At 72.0% G+C, this 15,380-nt stretch carries 15 protein-coding genes and 1 tRNA gene; 3 read left to right on the top strand and 13 right to left on the bottom strand.

The window, feature by feature from the left end:
• Nucleotides 1-9 precede the first annotated feature (9 nt).
• From IEZ25_RS11240 to IEZ25_RS11250, 3 genes are read right to left on the bottom strand one after another with little or no spacing between them, the layout of a single operon-like run.
• The gene (locus IEZ25_RS11240; protein WP_191199512.1) at nt 10-789 is read right to left on the bottom strand and encodes a TSUP family transporter; all 780 of its coding nucleotides are present in this window, start codon (nt 787-789) and stop codon (nt 10-12) included.
• A gap of 1 nt (nt 790) precedes the next feature.
• A complete protein-coding gene (locus tag IEZ25_RS11245) occupies nt 791-1,255 on the bottom strand; it encodes a hypothetical protein (RefSeq protein ID WP_191199513.1) in 465 nt (154 codons plus the stop codon).
• Nucleotides 1,252-2,658 (bottom strand): cystathionine beta-synthase, encoded by a 1,407-nt coding sequence (locus IEZ25_RS11250; protein ID WP_191199514.1) that lies wholly within the window; start codon nt 2,656-2,658, stop codon nt 1,252-1,254. The genes IEZ25_RS11245 and IEZ25_RS11250 overlap by 4 nt, the downstream gene beginning before the upstream one ends.
• Nucleotides 2,659-2,720: 62 nt before the next feature.
• Here IEZ25_RS11250 and IEZ25_RS11255 point away from each other — a divergent pair, with 62 nt between their 5' ends.
• Entirely contained in the window at nt 2,721-3,761 is a 1,041-nt protein-coding gene (locus tag IEZ25_RS11255) for an SGNH/GDSL hydrolase family protein (RefSeq protein ID WP_191199515.1), read from the top strand.
• Between the two features lie 194 nt (nt 3,762-3,955).
• On the opposite strand, the gene IEZ25_RS11260 is transcribed toward IEZ25_RS11255, so the two are convergent.
• The 8 genes from IEZ25_RS11260 to eno form a co-directional block, all read right to left on the bottom strand.
• Nucleotides 3,956-4,801: a Bax inhibitor-1/YccA family protein gene (locus tag IEZ25_RS11260; RefSeq protein ID WP_191199516.1), complete on the bottom strand. Its 846-nt coding sequence runs from the start codon at nt 4,799-4,801 to the stop codon at nt 3,956-3,958.
• Between the two features lie 198 nt (nt 4,802-4,999).
• Nucleotides 5,000-7,609 (bottom strand): lamin tail domain-containing protein, encoded by a 2,610-nt coding sequence (locus IEZ25_RS11265; RefSeq protein ID WP_191199517.1) that lies wholly within the window; start codon nt 7,607-7,609, stop codon nt 5,000-5,002.
• A 155-nt stretch (nt 7,610-7,764) separates the two neighbouring features.
• Nucleotides 7,765-7,841, bottom strand: a tRNA-Leu gene (locus IEZ25_RS11270).
• 24 nt (nt 7,842-7,865) lie between these two features.
• Nucleotides 7,866-8,687, bottom strand: a complete 822-nt coding sequence (locus tag IEZ25_RS11275) for a uracil-DNA glycosylase (protein WP_191199518.1) — start codon at nt 8,685-8,687, stop codon at nt 7,866-7,868.
• Nucleotides 8,688-8,698: 11 nt separating this feature from the next.
• Entirely contained in the window at nt 8,699-9,610 is a 912-nt protein-coding gene (locus tag IEZ25_RS11280) for a Ppx/GppA phosphatase family protein (RefSeq protein WP_191199519.1), read from the bottom strand.
• A 10-nt stretch (nt 9,611-9,620) separates the two neighbouring features.
• Complete coding sequence (locus IEZ25_RS11285; RefSeq protein ID WP_191199766.1) at nt 9,621-10,142, bottom strand: DUF501 domain-containing protein; 522 nt, start codon at nt 10,140-10,142, stop codon at nt 9,621-9,623.
• A 47-nt stretch (nt 10,143-10,189) separates the two neighbouring features.
• The gene (locus IEZ25_RS11290; RefSeq protein WP_191199520.1) at nt 10,190-10,873 is read right to left on the bottom strand and encodes an FtsB family cell division protein; all 684 of its coding nucleotides are present in this window, start codon (nt 10,871-10,873) and stop codon (nt 10,190-10,192) included.
• A 69-nt stretch (nt 10,874-10,942) separates the two neighbouring features.
• Nucleotides 10,943-12,220 carry a phosphopyruvate hydratase gene (gene eno / locus IEZ25_RS11295; RefSeq protein WP_191199521.1) on the bottom strand — a complete coding sequence of 426 codons (1,278 nt, stop codon included), beginning with the start codon at nt 12,218-12,220 and terminating at the stop codon, nt 10,943-10,945.
• A 137-nt stretch (nt 12,221-12,357) separates the two neighbouring features.
• Between eno and IEZ25_RS11300 the strand changes: the two genes are divergently transcribed.
• A complete protein-coding gene (locus IEZ25_RS11300) occupies nt 12,358-13,134 on the top strand; it encodes a helix-turn-helix domain-containing protein (protein ID WP_191199522.1) in 777 nt (258 codons plus the stop codon).
• Nucleotides 13,135-13,153: 19 nt separating this feature from the next.
• On the opposite strand, the gene IEZ25_RS11305 is transcribed toward IEZ25_RS11300, so the two are convergent.
• Nucleotides 13,154-13,522 (bottom strand): VOC family protein, encoded by a 369-nt coding sequence (locus tag IEZ25_RS11305; protein WP_191199523.1) that lies wholly within the window; start codon nt 13,520-13,522, stop codon nt 13,154-13,156.
• Between the two features lie 53 nt (nt 13,523-13,575).
• Here IEZ25_RS11305 and IEZ25_RS11310 point away from each other — a divergent pair, with 53 nt between their 5' ends.
• Nucleotides 13,576-14,013, top strand: a complete 438-nt coding sequence (locus tag IEZ25_RS11310; protein ID WP_191199524.1) for a MarR family winged helix-turn-helix transcriptional regulator — start codon at nt 13,576-13,578, stop codon at nt 14,011-14,013.
• Between the two features lie 6 nt (nt 14,014-14,019).
• Here IEZ25_RS11310 and IEZ25_RS11315 read toward each other — a convergent pair whose 3' ends face one another.
• Nucleotides 14,020-15,327 (bottom strand): M12 family metallo-peptidase, encoded by a 1,308-nt coding sequence (locus tag IEZ25_RS11315; protein ID WP_191199525.1) that lies wholly within the window; start codon nt 15,325-15,327, stop codon nt 14,020-14,022.
• Between the last annotated feature and the right edge of the window lie 53 nt (nt 15,328-15,380).

Raw genomic sequence — 15,380 nt, forward strand, 5'->3', positions numbered from 1 at the left:
GACGCACCATCACCACCAGCCGAGCAGCTGCCCGCCGAGGCGGACGACGAAGCCCGACACGACCACGAGGAAGAACGCGCGGACGAACCGGGCGCCCTTCGCCATCGCGACCCGAGCCCCGAGATAGCCGCCGGTGATGTTCGCCGCGGCCATGACCAGGGCGAGGTCCCAGATGACCGCGCCCTGGGGGATGAACACGGCGAGCGCCGCGAGGTTGGTCGCCCAGTTGGCGAGCTTCGCCTTGGCCGAGGCCTCGAGGAAGTTGTAGCCGAGGAGCCCGACGAGCGCGAAGACCAGGAACGAGCCCGTGCCGGGTCCGATCGCACCGTCGTAGAAGCCGATCGTCAGTCCCGTCACCACCACCGCCGAGAGGTGCCGGCCACCGCGGAACCGCAGGCTGGTCAGCTCCCCGACGCTCGGCTTGAACCAGACGTATCCTCCGACGAGCACCAGCGCGACCAGGATGATCGGGTCGAACGCGCTGCGCGGCAGCAGCGAGGCGACCAGCGCGCCACCGGCAGCACCGAGCCCGGCTGCGACCATGAGCGGCACGAACGTGCGCGGGTCGGGACGGATGCGACGGACGTACGTCGCCGCGCTGATCGACGTGCCGCAGAAGGACGCCAGCTTGTTGGTGGCGGCGATCTGCACCACCGAGGCGCCCGGCAGGCCGATGAGCAGGGCGGGCAGCTGCACCAGCCCCCCGCCGCCGACCACGGCGTCGACGAATCCGGCGACCAGTGCGGCGAGGACCAGGAACCCGACGACCTCCAGGGACAGGTCGCCCACGTCAGCCGGAGCTGGAGCTCGAGCTGGATCCCGTGCCGGTGTCCCGGACGTAGGGCTGCACGACGACGGCGTCGTAGTCCTCGGGCATGGTGGCGCTCAGGCCGGGGCACTCGAACTGCTGCGACTGGTCCTCGACCATCTTCGGGGCCGAGCAGCTCAGGGTCGCGATCGGCTCGCTGTCGGCGGAGAACACCATCTCGAAGATCGCGGCCCGCTCCTCACCTGAGGAGTTCGTGATCGTGCCCTTGACGTTGGGGGTCGTGACGGCGTCGCCGTTGACGGAGCGCTCGACCGAGGTGAGCTTCCAGCCGTCGGCGATCTCGAAGCCGTTCCAGGAGAACGCCTTGCCGACCTCCACCTCGACGGGCTCCGCGCTGTCGTCGGCGTCGTCGCCGCAGGCGCTGAGGGCACCGAGGCAGACGAGCGCCACCAGGGCGGGAGCGACCCGACGGTGCGCGTGCCTCACGAGGCCGCCACGAAGGTCAGGAGGTCCTGCCGGGTCAGCACGCCGATCGGCTTGCCGTCCTCCTGCACGAGCACCGCGTCGGACTTCTCGAGGAGCGTCACGGCGTCGGCGGCGGCCTCGGTCGAGCCGATCGTCGGCATGGGCGACGACATGTGGTCCTCGACCGGGTCGTTGAGCTTGGCGGTGCCGGCGTAGAGCGCGTCGAGCAGCGTCGACACGGACACGGCGCCGGCGACCTCGGCGGCCACGATCGGCGGCTCGGCACGCACGACGGGCATCTGGCTGACGCCGTACTCCTGGAAGATGTGGACGGCCTCGGCGATCGTCTCGCTGGGGTGGGTGTGCACCAGGTCGGGCAGCTGCCCGGACTTGCCGCGCAGCACCTCGCCGACGGTGCGGTGGTCGGCCTGCGCACCGGTGGCGAAGCCGTACTGGGCGAGCCACTCGTCGTTGAAGATCTTGGTGAGGTAGCCGCGACCGGAGTCCGGCAGCAGGACGACGACGACAGCGTCGGTGCGGCCCTCCTCGGCGAGCTCCTGCGCGACCTGCCGCGCGGCCCACGCGGCCATCCCGCAGGACCCACCGACGAGCAACGCCTCCTCGCGGGCCAGGCGGCGGGTGAAGGCGAAGGAGTCCGCGTCGGAGACCTCGATGACGCGATCGGCGACGGTGCGGTCGTAGGTGTCGGGCCAGAAGTCCTCACCGACGCCCTCGACGAGGTAGGGACGGCCGGTGCCGCCGGAGTAGACCGACCCCGCCGGGTCGGCACCGATCACCTGGACGTCGGGGTTCTGCTCCTTGAGGTAGCGCCCGACGCCGCTGATCGTGCCGCCGGTGCCCATGCCGCACACGAAGTGGGTGATCCGGCCCTCGGTCTGAGCCCAGATCTCCGGTCCGGTGGTCTCGTAGTGCGAGCGCGGGTTGTGGGGGTTGGCGTACTGGTTGGGCTTCCACGCACCGGGCTGCGAGGCGAGCCGGTCCGAGACGTTGTAGTAGGAGTCGGGGTGCTCGGGCGCGACGGCCGTCGGGCAGACCACGACCTCGGCGCCGTAGGCCTTGAGCACGTTGCGCTTGTCGACGCTGACCTTGTCGGGGCACACGAAGACGCACCGGTAGCCCTTCTGCTGGGCGACCATCGCCAGCCCGACTCCGGTGTTGCCGGAGGTCGGCTCGACGATCGTGCCGCCCGGCTGGAGCTCGCCGGACGCCTCGGCGGCCTCGATCATCCGCGTGGCGATGCGATCCTTCACCGACCCGCCGGGGTTGAGGTACTCGACCTTCGCGAGCACCAGCGGCCCGCCGGCGATGTCGCCGGAGTCGGACCCCGGCAGGTCGAGCGTGCGGCCCAGCCGGACGAGCGGGGTGTTGCCGATCAGGTCGAGGACAGAGTTCGCGTACTGCACCCGGCCAATGTACCGACCGACCGCCCCAACGCCTGCAACGCCAGTTGCGTACGCTCGGGGCCGTGGGGGCGACAGGAGCAGCACGCAAGCTGGCATCGGCCGCCGCCCTGGGTGGTGGTGGCCTGTCCGTCCTCGGGGCCGGGCTCTACGGAGTCCTGGTCGCCGAGGCGAGGATCGCGCGCAAGGTGATCGGCAACGCCACCGACACGCCTCCCGACGCGACGGGCTGGTACGGCCGGGGACGGCCCGGGCCCGCGGTCCGCATCGCGCTCCTCGGCGACTCCAGTGCCGCGGGCTACGGCGTCGAGCGGGTCGAGGAGACCCCGGGCGCGCACCTCGCGAGCGGGCTGGCCCACCAGGCCGACCGTCGCGTGCACCTGCGCTCCTTCGCCGTCGTCGGGGCGCAGTCCAGCGCCCTGGCCGAGCAGGTCGACCACGCGCTGCCCACCCACCCCGACCTCGCCGTCGTGCTCATCGGCGCGAACGACGTCACCCACACCGTGCTGCCCTCGGCGTCGGTGCGGCACCTCGCCGAGGGCGTACGCCGCCTGCGCGAGGCAGGCGTCGTGGTCGTCGTGGGCACCTGCCCCGACCTCGGCACGATCCGGCCGATCCCGCCGCCGCTCAAGCAGGTCGCCCGCGGCTGGTCGCGCCGGCTCGCAGCCGCCCAGACCATCACCGTCGTCGAGAACGGCGGCCGCTCGGTGTCCCTGGGCGACATCCTCGGTCCGGAGTTCGACGCGGCGCCGGCGGTGCTGTTCGGGCCGGACCGCTTCCACCCCTCCGCCGACGGCTACCGGCAGCTCGCCTCCGTGCTCGTGCCGTCGTGCCTGGCCGCCCTCGACCTGCTGCCCGACGACGAGGCCCTGCCCGAGCCGCTGCGGCGCGAGGGCATCCTGCCGGTCGCGGCCGCCGCGGTCCGCGCCGCGCGTACGCCCGGCACCGAGGTCGACGGCACCGAGGTCGGTGGCAACCAGCGCGGCCTGCGCGGGCGCTGGGTCGAACTGCGCCACCGTCGCCGGCGCCCCTCCACCGACGCCGAGTCGCCGGGCGAGCACGAGGAGCACGAGGAGTCCGCCGACGGCGCGTCGGGCGGTGAGTGAGACATCGTCTGACGGCGCAGAACCTGCGCCACTCACCGCCCGAGCACCGGACGTCCGGCTGGCGGTGAGTGAGACATCTTCCGAGCGACCGAAAGATGTCTCACTCACCGCCCGAGCCCCCGACGAAATGACGCCGGCCCGCCCGAGAACGACTCGGGCGGGCCGGCGGAGCTCACATGGCGATCAACAGGTGATCAGTCGCCACGCATGATCGCGAGGATGCGCAGCAGGTTGGTGTAGATCCAGACCAGGCTGACGGTCATCGCGAAGGCCGCCCGCCACGACTCGCGCTCGGGGAGGCCGGCGGCGACGCCGTTCTCGACGAAGTCGAAGTCGAGGATCAGCATGAACACACCGAGCACCAGGCCGGCGAGGGCGAAGACGAAGCCGAGGCCGCCCATGCCGTAGAGGCCGGTGTTGATGCCGAAGAAGCTCAGCACCAGCGACAGGAGGCCGAGGCCGACCATGCCGAACATGCCGGCGATCACGCCGCGGCGGAACTTGTCGCCCACCTTGATGTTGAAGAACTTGTAGGCCGCGAGCGTGCCGGCGAAGGCGCCGAACGTGCCGAGCACCGCGCTGGTGACGACGCCGTCGAACTGGGCCTCGAAGACCTTGCTGATCGCGCCGAGTGCCACGCCCTCGACGGCCGCGAAGGCGACCACGAGAGCCGGGCTGATGACGCGCTTGAACGAGTTGACGAGGGACAGCAGGAACGCGGCTCCCGCGCCGAGTCCGGCGAGCATGAGGGCACGCGACGCGGCCGAGTTGGCCTCGACGCTCGTGCCGGCCAGGTCACCGATCCACCACCAGGTGACGATCGCGGTGGCGAACACGACCGCGATCGAGATCGCGGTCTTCTGGATCACGGTGTCGACCGTCATCCGGCCCTGGTCCACCTGGCCCGGCGTGCCGGTGCCCCACGTGGACGGGTCGCTGCTGGCGTCGCCGTAGCCGGGGTAGGTCTGGTTTCCGTAGGCGTTCGACGAGGCGCGGTTGAACTCCTCGGAACGGTTGAACACCGGGTTGTTGCTCTTCATGGTCTCTCCTTGGAGGCCGCCTCCGGAGGTTCCGGAGGCTCCGGCGCCGTCGTGGTGACGACACCTGTTCTCGTCACTCCACTCTAGCCGGGGTGACACCCGTTCAAACGCCCGCGAGGGGGCGCCTGTTCCCATCACAGCAACTTCTCAGGGAGCCTCCGACCAAAGTCGGAGACGGCGTACGACGACCGCGCGGGGTCAGCCGGTGATGATCGCCCGGATCGTCGTGGTCGAGCGCTTGGTGGAGTCGTCGCCCAGATACTTCAGGACGATCTTCTTCGCGCCGGCGCGCTGGAAGCGCGGGAGCCTGATGACGGCCGTGCCGTTCTTCACCGGCACCTTGAAGACGAACCTGGTCCCCCTGACCCGGACCTTGACCTGTCCGGTGCCCGGTCCGGCCTCGGAGGCGATCCGGACACGGACCCTGATCCGCTCACCGACGGTGCCGCGCACCCTGGTCGTGGCGACGCGGATCTCGGCGGGCTGCTTGACGACAGGAGCCGGGGTCGGCACGGGGACCGGCGTCGGAGCCGGGGTGACCGTCGGTGCCGGCGTGGTCGGGGCGGGGGTGGTGGGGGCAGGCGTGGTCGGGTCGGTGGGAGTGGTCGCCGGCGGCTGGCACGGGACCGTGCCCGAGCGGAGCGAGTGGCCGTCGGTGTCGCCGTCGTCGCTCCACACGACCTCCTTGCGGCCGCCCACGCAGGCCGACTGCGGCGCGAACGCGATGCCCTCGTTGTTGAGGTTGGGCATGCCCAGCGGCCGGTCGTAGGCGTGGGCGACCGCGAAGGCACCGGCGGCGAGCTCCATGGCGACCGACGTGCCGTCGCAGCTGTCGTCGCACAGGACGCGCAGCTGCGCGGTCTCCGGGTCCCAGGCCACGTCCATCGCCGCGGCCGGGCCTGCGTTGGTGACCAGCTGCGGGTCGATCGTGGCGACCAGGTGCGCCTTCTCCTGGACGGCCACGGTCTGCTCGAGCGCGACGACGTACACCAGGCCGGTGCCCTCGACCGCGACGGCGTACAGGCCGGTGCCGTGGTGGGGGTAGTCGGCCGGGGCGTACGCCTTGCCCTTCGCCTGGTCGAGGAAGCCACCGGCGGTGAGCGCGCTGTCGGGGATCCAGGTGATGCCCTCGAGGCCGAGGTTGGCCCCCAGGGTCGGGAGCAGGTCGTTGAGGTTCCACTCGTCGGTGGCGTGCATCGAGCTCGCGGAGGTGCCGGGCACGTAGCGCAGCACGGTGTTCCTGCTGACACCGCTGACGCTGTTGTCGCGCTCGGCGGCGAGGTAGACCGCACCGTCGGGCCCGATCGTGATGCCCTCGGTGTCCGGCGCGCCGGTGCCGTCGTCGTAGCGCGGGTTCTTGCCGCCGGCCCATCCGGCGGCGGGCACCCAGGTGGCGCCGTCCTTCGTCATCTTGAAGAGGGTGCCGGCCTTGTTCTGGGCCACCCAGAGGGTCTTGCCACTCGGGTCGGCCGGGTCGAAGACCACACCGCTTGCGTCCTGGTTGAAGGTCTCGGCGAGGTCGGAGACGACCACGTCCTGCGAGCCGAACCACGGCTTCGTCTCGAGGCCGGGGCAGTCGTTGGTCGTGCCCTTGGTCGCCGCGGCGCTCGCGACGAACGAGCCGACGCCGTCCGCACAACGGGCGTACGTCGGCACCCCGTGCGTCGTCCAGCTGAAGGAGTCGATCAGCTTGGCCGCGGGGTCGTAGAGGCGCGCCGAGTCCGCTCCGCCCAGTCCGGGCAGGTTGCCCTCGACCACGAGGTGACCGCGGGCGGGGACCATGCCGGAGAGGGTGGCGGGGGCGACGTCGGTGGAGTCCTTGACGACCCAGCCGGTGACGTCCACCGGGGCGTCGGAGAGGTTGACCAGCTCGACCCAGTCGGTCGGGCTGGAGCTGATCTCGTTGAGCCGGATCGAGCTGCAGGCGTTGGCCGCGCCGCGGGTCGGCACCGTGGTCACCTGCCAGGTGCCGGTGCCGTCGGGACACCGGCCGTACGTCGTCGCGGCGTGGCCGCCGGACCAGCTGTGCTCGTCGACCTTCGAGGTGCCGTCGGCCTGGTAGAGCGTGACGGTGTCGTCGACCCCGAGGCCGAAGCCGGGCGGCGGGGTCTCGGTGTAGATCGCGAAGAAGCCACCCGGCTGGATCACCGTGCCGGAGGGGATGGTGACGAACGGGTTGTTCGCGCCGGCGTCCTTCAGCTTCCAGCCGGAGACGTCGGCCGGGGCGGCGCCGATGTTGGTCAGCTCGACCCAGTCGGCGACGGTGTCGCCGTTGGACTCGACCTCGTTGAGCCTCACGTCGAGCGGGTCGAAGGCGGGCGGGCAGCTGTTGGTCGCACCCGGTGTCGCCGCAGCCTGCAGCACCATCTCACCGGTGCCGTGGGGGCAACGGCCGTAGGACGGGTTGGCGTGGTTGCCCGGGGCGCCGATGCCCTCCCAGGAGAAGTTCCCGACGCGCTTGCCGGTGGCGTCGGCGATCGTGACCTCGTCGTTGGCGCCGAGGCCGAACCCGCCGGTCAGCGTCGCCGGGTCGAAGACGTGGTAGCCCCCGGGCTGGATGACGGTGGAGGTGGTCGTGATCGCGGCCGGGGTGTGGAGCGGGTCGTCGTCGAGGACGGTCCATCCCTGGATGTCGACCGGCAGCGTGCCGGCGTTGAAGAGCTCGACGACGTCCGGGTTGGGATTCGACCTCACCTCGTTGAGGACCACCGTGCCGGCGTACGACGACGGCGCCGCGGCGGCCGGGCTCGTGGCCGCAGTGGTGGCGAGGACGCCGGCGGCGAGGACTCCGGTCAGGGTCAGACTCATCAATCGGTGCATGGGCGCGCTTCCGCAGGAGGGACAGGGTGGCTGACCAGCCGAGCGGATGCTGGCGGAGGCGGCGGAACAGCGGGGCCCTCGCAGGCGAACGCCACGCGAACGACACGCGACGGCACCGTGGCGGTGCGCCACGGCGAAGAGGCTGGTGCCCCGGCTGGGGTTCGAACCCAGACTGCGCGGTTTTTAAGACCGCTTCCTCTACCGGTTGGGATACCGGGGCTCTCTGGTGGGAGAGGCCAGTCTGTCAGCGCCTGTCCGTCAACGAGCGGGCACGCTCGAAGACGGCGTCCGTCATCTCGGCGGTGAGCCGGCCGGTGTAGGTGTTGTGCGGCGACGGGTGGAAGCAGCCGATCAGGGTGACGTCGCCCAGCGTGACCTCGGCGGCGTGGGCGAACTTCGGCTTCCGCGGCGGCGCGGGTGCACCTGCGGCGACGAGTGAGCGGACGGCGCCGTCCCAGCCGAAGGCTCCGAGCGCGACCACAGCGCGCACCGAGGGCAGCAGGGTGAGCTCGGCCGCGATCCAGGGGGCGCAGGTGTCGCGCTCGGCCGGCGTGGGCTTGTTGTCCGGCGGCGCGCACCGCACGGTCGCGACCATCCGGGCGTCGACGAGATTCTGCCCGTCACCGGCGTGCTCGCTGCTCGCCTGCGACGCCCACCCGGTGCGGTGCAGGCTGGCGAAGAGCCAGTCGGCGCTGGGGTCGCCGGTGAAGATCCTCCCGGTCCGGTTGCCGCCGTTGGCGGCGGGCGCGAGGCCGACGATGAGCAGGGACGGGTCGGGGTCGCCCCAGCCGGCGATCGGCCGGCCCCAGTAGGGCTGGTCGGCGAACGACGCACGCTTGTCGCGCGCGACGTCCTCCCGCCAGGTGACGAGCCGGTCGCACGCCGCGCACACGCTGACCCGGGCGGTCAGCTCGGCGAGCGTGTCGGCCCGGGCGAGACGGCGTACGTCGTCGGGGTCGCGCGCCACGGGCGTGTCCGCGGCTGCCGGGTCGTCGGGCCACCCGCTCCCCGGCGCCACCGGACTGGTGAAGGCACCGCCGACGACGGGGTGGGGCAGCAGGGTCATCGAGCCATGCCCTAGATCGCGGCGGCGATGCCGTGCAGGATGTCGGCCTCGGAGACGAGGTGCTCGGGGACCGGCACCCGGGACAGGATCCGGCTCCAGATCAGCGCTCCGGCCCCGATCACGTCGGCGCGTCCGGGGTGCAGGTAGGGCAGCGCGCGCCGCTCGTCGACTGTCATCGCGACCAGCCGGTCGACGAAGGCGGTCGTCGTGGCGTTCGACAGCACCGCACGGTCGAAGGCGTCGCGGTCGTAGGCCGCGAGGTCGAGCACGCCGCAGGCCAGCGTCTTGATCGTCCCGGAGGTGCCGATCACCGTCCGCGTGCGATCGAGCGGGATCCCGGAGGCGTCGAGGTGCTGGTCGATGTCGGCCACGCAGGCGGCGACCTCGGCCGCGGTCGGCGGGTCGCTCGGGAGGTGCCGCTCGTGCAGGCGGACCGACCCGATGTCCATCGAGACGGCCTGACGGGTGTCCCCCTCCCCCAGCACCAGCTCGGTCGACCCGCCGCCGATGTCGACGACGAGCACCGGCTCGGGCGGCACCGGGGCCTGGGCGGCCATCGCGCCGGCGTAGACCAGGGCAGCCTCCTCGTCGCCGGAGAGCACCTCGGGCTCGATGCCGAGCCGGCGGCGTACGCCCTCGCGGAAGACGTCGGCGTTGCGAGCGTCGCGGGTGGCCGAGGTCGCACAGAAGCGGACCCGCTGCGGCGAGACCGCGTGCCGGCGGATGGTCTCGGCGAACTCGTCGATCGCCGCGAAGGTCCGCGCCAGTGCCTCGTCGGCCAGCATCCCCGTCCGGTCGACGCCCTGACCGAGCCGCACGACCCGCGAGTCGCGGAGCAGGACCTCGGCGCCCGACTCGCCGAACCTGCCGATGAGGATCTTGATCGAGTTGGTCCCGCAGTCGATCGCGGCGACGGTGCTCATGCGCTCGGGCTCATGCGTCCGGCTGCGAGGCGTCGTCGACGGACACGCACGGACCCTTCGCCCACCAGTCCCCGATGCGGTCGAGCACCTCGTCGCCGAGCGGGTTGACGCCGCGGCCCATCGCCAGCGACTGGCCGGCCAGGACGTGGAGGCACTTGACCCGGTCGGGCATGCCCCCGGCGCTGATGCCCTCGATCTCGGGCACGTCGAGCCCCGCGCGCTCGCCGACCTCGGCGCGGAGCTCGAGGTAGCGCTCGTGGGCGGCGCGGTAGGCGGCGGCGAGCTCCTCGTCGGTGCCGAGCCGGTCCTGCATCTCCTTCATCACGTGGTCGCCCTCGAGCGTGCCGATGCGCGAGGCCGCCCGGGGGCAGGTGAGGTAGAAGGTCGTCGGGAACGGGGTGCCGTTGGGCAGCCGCGGCTCGGTGGTCACGACGTCGGGGTTGCCGCACGGGCACCGGTGGCCGATCGAGTCGATGCCGCGAGGTCGGCGCTTGAGCTGCGCGCGGATCGCGGCCTCGTCGGCGGCGTCGATCCGCGGGTTGTCGCGGGGCGCGTCGGGACGGGTGTCGGGCTTCTCTTTCACTGCTTCTTCGTGCCGTCGACGAGGTCGGCGGGCTTCTCCTCGGGTGGGGGTGGGTTGCCGGCGAGCTCCATGGACTCCCAGGCGGAGGTCCACCACGCCGTCGGCACGGTCTTGATCACGTCGTCGGGGTCGTTGAGGCTGGCCTGCGCCTCGAGCGGCTTGCCGTCGGGACCGATCACCTCGAAGCCCGACTCGCCGGGCATGAGGTAGCCGAAGCGGGCGCGCGCCTGCGCCTTGACGTAGGCCGGGTCGTCCCAGCGGCTCTTCTCGCGCTCGAGGTCGGTGATGCTGGCCTCGCGCTCGACGATCTGCGCGCGCAGGTCACCGATGTGCGCGCGCTGCTGGAGATAGGCGCGCAGCGAGGAGGCGTAGGACACCGTCAGCACGGCGAGCACCAGCACGAGCACGGCGGCCCGACCGGTGAACCGCGGTCGGCGCGCGGCGCTCCTCGGCACCGGTCGCACCTCACCGGGACGTGCGCGCGGCACCAGGCCGGTGCCGGACGAGGTGCCGGCGGCGGCCGTCGACCCGGTGTCGCCGGCCGAGGCGGGCGGCGTGCGCGTCGAGGCGCCCCGCGCACGTGGTGCGCGGTCGCCCGGACGCGTGGTGCTGCCCTGCCTCGGTCCGCGAGAACCGTTGCCGCCGGGCCCACCCCGGGGCGTACGACGCTGGGAAGGCATGCGGGCCAGTCTGCCTCGTCCACCTGACGAATTCGGTCAGGCGCGGCGCGCAGATCGAGCCTGCCTGCCTCAGGCGCCGAACCGCGGGAAGGCGGCCCGACCGGCGTAGCGAGCCGCGTCACCGAGCTCGTCCTCGATGCGGAGCAGCTGGTTGTACTTCGCGACGCGGTCGGATCGGGCCGGGGCGCCGGTCTTGATCTGGCCGCAGTTGGTGGCGACGGCGAGGTCGGCGATGGTGGTGTCCTCGGTCTCGCCCGAGCGGTGGCTCATCATGTTGCGGAAGCCGTTGCGGTGGGCGAGCTCGACGGCGTCGAGGGTCTCCGAGAGCGAGCCGATCTGGTTGACCTTGACGAGCATCGCGTTGGCCTGGCCACCGTCGATGCCGCGCTGGAGGCGCTCGACGTTGGTGACGAACAGGTCGTCGCCGACGATCTGGGTCTTGTCGCCGAGGGCGTCGGTGATGGCCTTCCAGCCGGCCCAGTCCTCCTCGTCGAGCGGGTCCTCGATGGAGACGATCGGGTAGGAGGCGACGAGGTCGGCGTAGTAGGCGACCATGTCGTCGGTCTTGAGCTTCTTGCCCTCGAACGTGTACTTGCCCTTGTCGTGGAACTCGCTGGCCGCGACGTCCATCGCCAGCGCGATGTCCGTGCCGAGCTTGAAGCCGGCGGCCTTGACGGCCTCGGCGATCAGGTCGAGCGCGGCGCGGTTGCTCTCGAGGTTGGGGGCGAAACCGCCCTCGTCGCCGAGCCCCGTCGAGAGGCCCTTCTTCTTCAGCACCGACTTGAGTGCGTGGTAGACCTCGGCGCCCTGCTGCAGCGCCTCGCGGAAGGTCGGCGCACCGATCGGGGCGATCATGAACTCCTGCACGTCGACGTTGGAGTCGGCGTGCGAGCCACCGTTGAGGATGTTCATCATCGGCACGGGCAGCAGGTGGGCGTTGGGGCCGCCGACGTAGCGGAACAGCGGCAGGCCCGAGGACTCCGCAGCCGCCTTGGCGGTGGCGAGCGAGACGCCGAGGATGGCGTTGGCGCCGAGCTTGGCCTTGTTGGCGGTGCCGTCGAGGTCGAGCATCGCCTGGTCGACGAGGCGCTGGTCGTCGGCGTCGAGGCCGACCACCACCTCGGAGATGGTGTCGATGATGCCGGAGACGGCCTTCTGGACACCCTTGCCGAGGTAGCGCTTGCCGCCGTCGCGCAGCTCCACGGCCTCGAAGGCACCGGTCGAGGCGCCGCTCGGGACCGCCGCGCGACCGAACGCGCCGTCCTCGAGGAGTACCTCCACCTCGACGGTGGGGTTGCCGCGCGAATCGAGGATTTCGCGGGCGCCGACTGCAGCGATGATCGACATGGGGAGAGCTCCTGAGGGGGACGTCGTGGGACAGCGGCCAGCCTAGTCACGTGGGGCCCGTACGTCGCCGGGGTGTCCGCCGGCCGCCGCCTTCGCACCGCACCCCGCCGTCGGTGGACGGCACTAGCGTGCGGCACGTGCCCCGATCCGTGCCCGGCAGCACCGCCGACCACCTGCGCGCCCTGGTCGAGCGGGCGGCCACCGACGACGACCCGGTCTCGACGCGACTGCGCACCGCGATGGCCGGGGAGTCACCCGCACGGTTCCGCGACCGGCTGCTGCTCGAGCGCGCGGCCCACCTCACCCGCGCCACCTGTCGCACCCTCCAGGACATCGCGGCCGACTGCGGCTTCCGAGGCTACGACGTGTTCGTCCGCGCCTTCCGCCGCGAGCTCGGCGCCTCGCCGTCGCAGTGGCGTGCCGACCCGACGTCGGGGGCCATCGACGCACCCGGCGAGGTCCACTTCCAGCCGCCCGACGGGCTCCGGCTCCCGGCGAGATCCAGGATGGACGGCACGGACCTGGTCGTCGACCTGGTCGAGCAGCACGTGCGCACCCTCGGCGACCTCGTCGACGCCGCGGGGGACGACCCCGCGCTGCGGTCTCTGCTCACGCAGCTCGTCGGCCGGCTGGAGCGGCTCACCGCGCTCGTGCACGAGACGGCGCACGACGTGCCGGTCGACCTCGACGCGGAGCCGCTGCGGGCGAGGCTCGACCGGATCGGCCCCGACTACGTCGCCACGGTCGGGCTGCTCGGGGCCGCGGGGCGCTTCGACGAGGCGCTCGTCGACTCCTTCTCCCCCGCGCCGACGCTGATGACGCTCGGCGACATGGTGAGCGACGTGGTCACCGACGCGGGCGGTCTGCTGCGCGCCGCGCGCGCCCGGCTGGCACAGTGCCGGCCGGGCGCGTGAGCGAGCCGGCCCGGAGCGATCAGGCCCGGTCGTGGAGCGTCACGTGGTAGCCGTCGGGGTCGGCGAAGGTGAAGGTGCGGCCGAAGGGGCCGTCGATGGGCGCGGCGACGATCGGGTGGCCGTCGGCGGCCAGCGCGTCGTGGATGTCCTGGACGCCGCTCGCGTGGAACCAGAGGGCCACGCCCAGACCCGGCTGGGCGACGGCGTCGAGGTCGGTGCCGGGGACGAGGTCGCGCACCGCGAAGGCGATGGGCTCGGTCGCGAAGACGACCGCGTGCGGCGGGCCCGCCGGCGAGCGGACGAGCCCGAGGTAGTGCTCGTAGAACCGCTGCGACGCGTCGAGGTCGCGCACCTGCAGCGAGATGAAGTCGGGTCCGGTGACCGCCATGTCGTTCTCCTTGTGTCAGTTATCTGACACGGAGGCTATGTCAGAATACTGACATGGGTCAAGACGCGATCGACCTCGAGACGTCACTGGGGTACGCGCTGAAGGAAGCGTCGAGCGGTCTCCGCACCGCGATGGAGGAGGTGCTGCGCCCGCTCGGCATGACCATCACGCACTACTCGTGCCTCGAGCTGCTGTCGCAGCGCCCCGGGCTGTCCAGCTCGGAGCTCGCGCGCGGTGCGTTCGTCACCCGTCAGTCGATGCACGTGCTGCTGCAGCACCTCGAGCGCGAGGGCCACGTCGCCCGGCCCGACGAGGCCCGGGTCGGCAAGGTCCTGCCGGCACGCCTCACCGCACGCGGGCACGCACGACTGGCGCAGGCCACCGCTGCGGTTCGCGGCGTCGAGGTGCGGATGACCGCCGGCATGACGGACGCGGAGCGGGCCGACGCGTTCCGGCTCCTGCGGACCATGGTCCGCAACCTGCAGCAGTGACCGGCCTCAGCGCCGGTAGCGCGCGACCCTGGGCGCGATCTTGCGCACGACCTTGGCGTTGTCGGTGACCGCGCCGACGCCGAGCGGCTGTCCGTTGTAGGTGGTGGTGGGACTGGAGAACCACGGCAGCCGGACGCAGGTGTAGACCTGCGCGTCCTCGCACGGGGCGTAGTAGCCCATCACCGTGAGGTAGCCGCCCGCCACGTTGTAGAAGGCATAGGAGTAGGGGATCTTCGAGTCGTGGCTGACGCCCTCGTAGCCGATGTGGTCCGCACCGAGGTTGTGGCCGATCTCGTGCGTGGCGACGAGGTAGGGCATGCAGCTGTAGAAGCTCGTCGAGAACGCAAGAGCCGGATGGGTCTGCCGCACCGACAGCGGCAGGTTGCCCGCTCCGCACACGTCGTACTGCGAGCCGGTGGTGAACAGGTGCACCAGGTCCGCACGATGCTTGCCCCGCGCCCGGTGGAGGTTGTCGAAGCGCCCGTCGCGCGGCTTGAACAGCCGGTTGAGGTTGGTGATCGCGTCGGCACTCTCCTTGCCCGCGGCCTTGACCAGGCCCTGGTAGCGCACGGTGACCCGGAGACCGGAGTTGCGGAAGGTCTCGTTGGTCTGCGAGACGACGAGGGCGGCCGCCGCCTTGAGCTGCGCCTTGCCGCCCGCCTCGGCACGAGCAGCCCTGGTGTAGGCGAACAGCACGTTGATCTTCGCCTTGCGGGCGGCTCGCCGCTCACGTGGCGCCGCATCACGGCGTGCCGCCGGACGCTCGTCGTGACCGAGGTGCGACGCGGTGATCGTGTCGGCTCCCTCGGCGCCGCGGCGCGGTTCCACCTCGGACCACCAGTAGCCGCCGTCGTCGGTCTGTGTCAGGGAGTAGATGCCCGCCGGGGAGATCAGCGACCCGCGATACACGCCGCCGGCACGCACCAGCGAGAAAGAGCTCAGCCGGTCGCCGTCCAGGGCTCCGGCCCACGCGATCTGGTCGCCGTCGTGGTCGACCGTGTCGATCCTGACGTGACCGACGCGTCCGGCCAGCGGCAGCGTGAGGCGCTGTCCCTGGGCCCGCGAGGGAAGTGCGCCCGCGTGCAGCCTCACCCGCACGTGGTCACCGACGATGCCCCGGGGCCGGGTCTGGCCCAGCCCGGTGCCTGCCACCTCGGTGAGCAGCGCCCGCGCGGTCGCGGAGGCGGCCGAGGCGCCGGCCTTCCCCGCAGCCGTCGGCACACCGGTCATCGAGGACGCGGGCGCTGCCACGGCGAGCGACAGTGCCGCGGCCAGGATGCCGGCGAGCCGTGGAGCGGACATGAGCATGGACATCAGGGACCCCCGGTGCGTGTGGATGACGAGGACCGTACCGCGGGCGGCGGGGC

This window comes from Nocardioides hwasunensis (assembly GCF_014779665.1).
GTDB lineage: Bacteria > Actinomycetota > Actinomycetes > Propionibacteriales > Nocardioidaceae > Nocardioides > Nocardioides hwasunensis.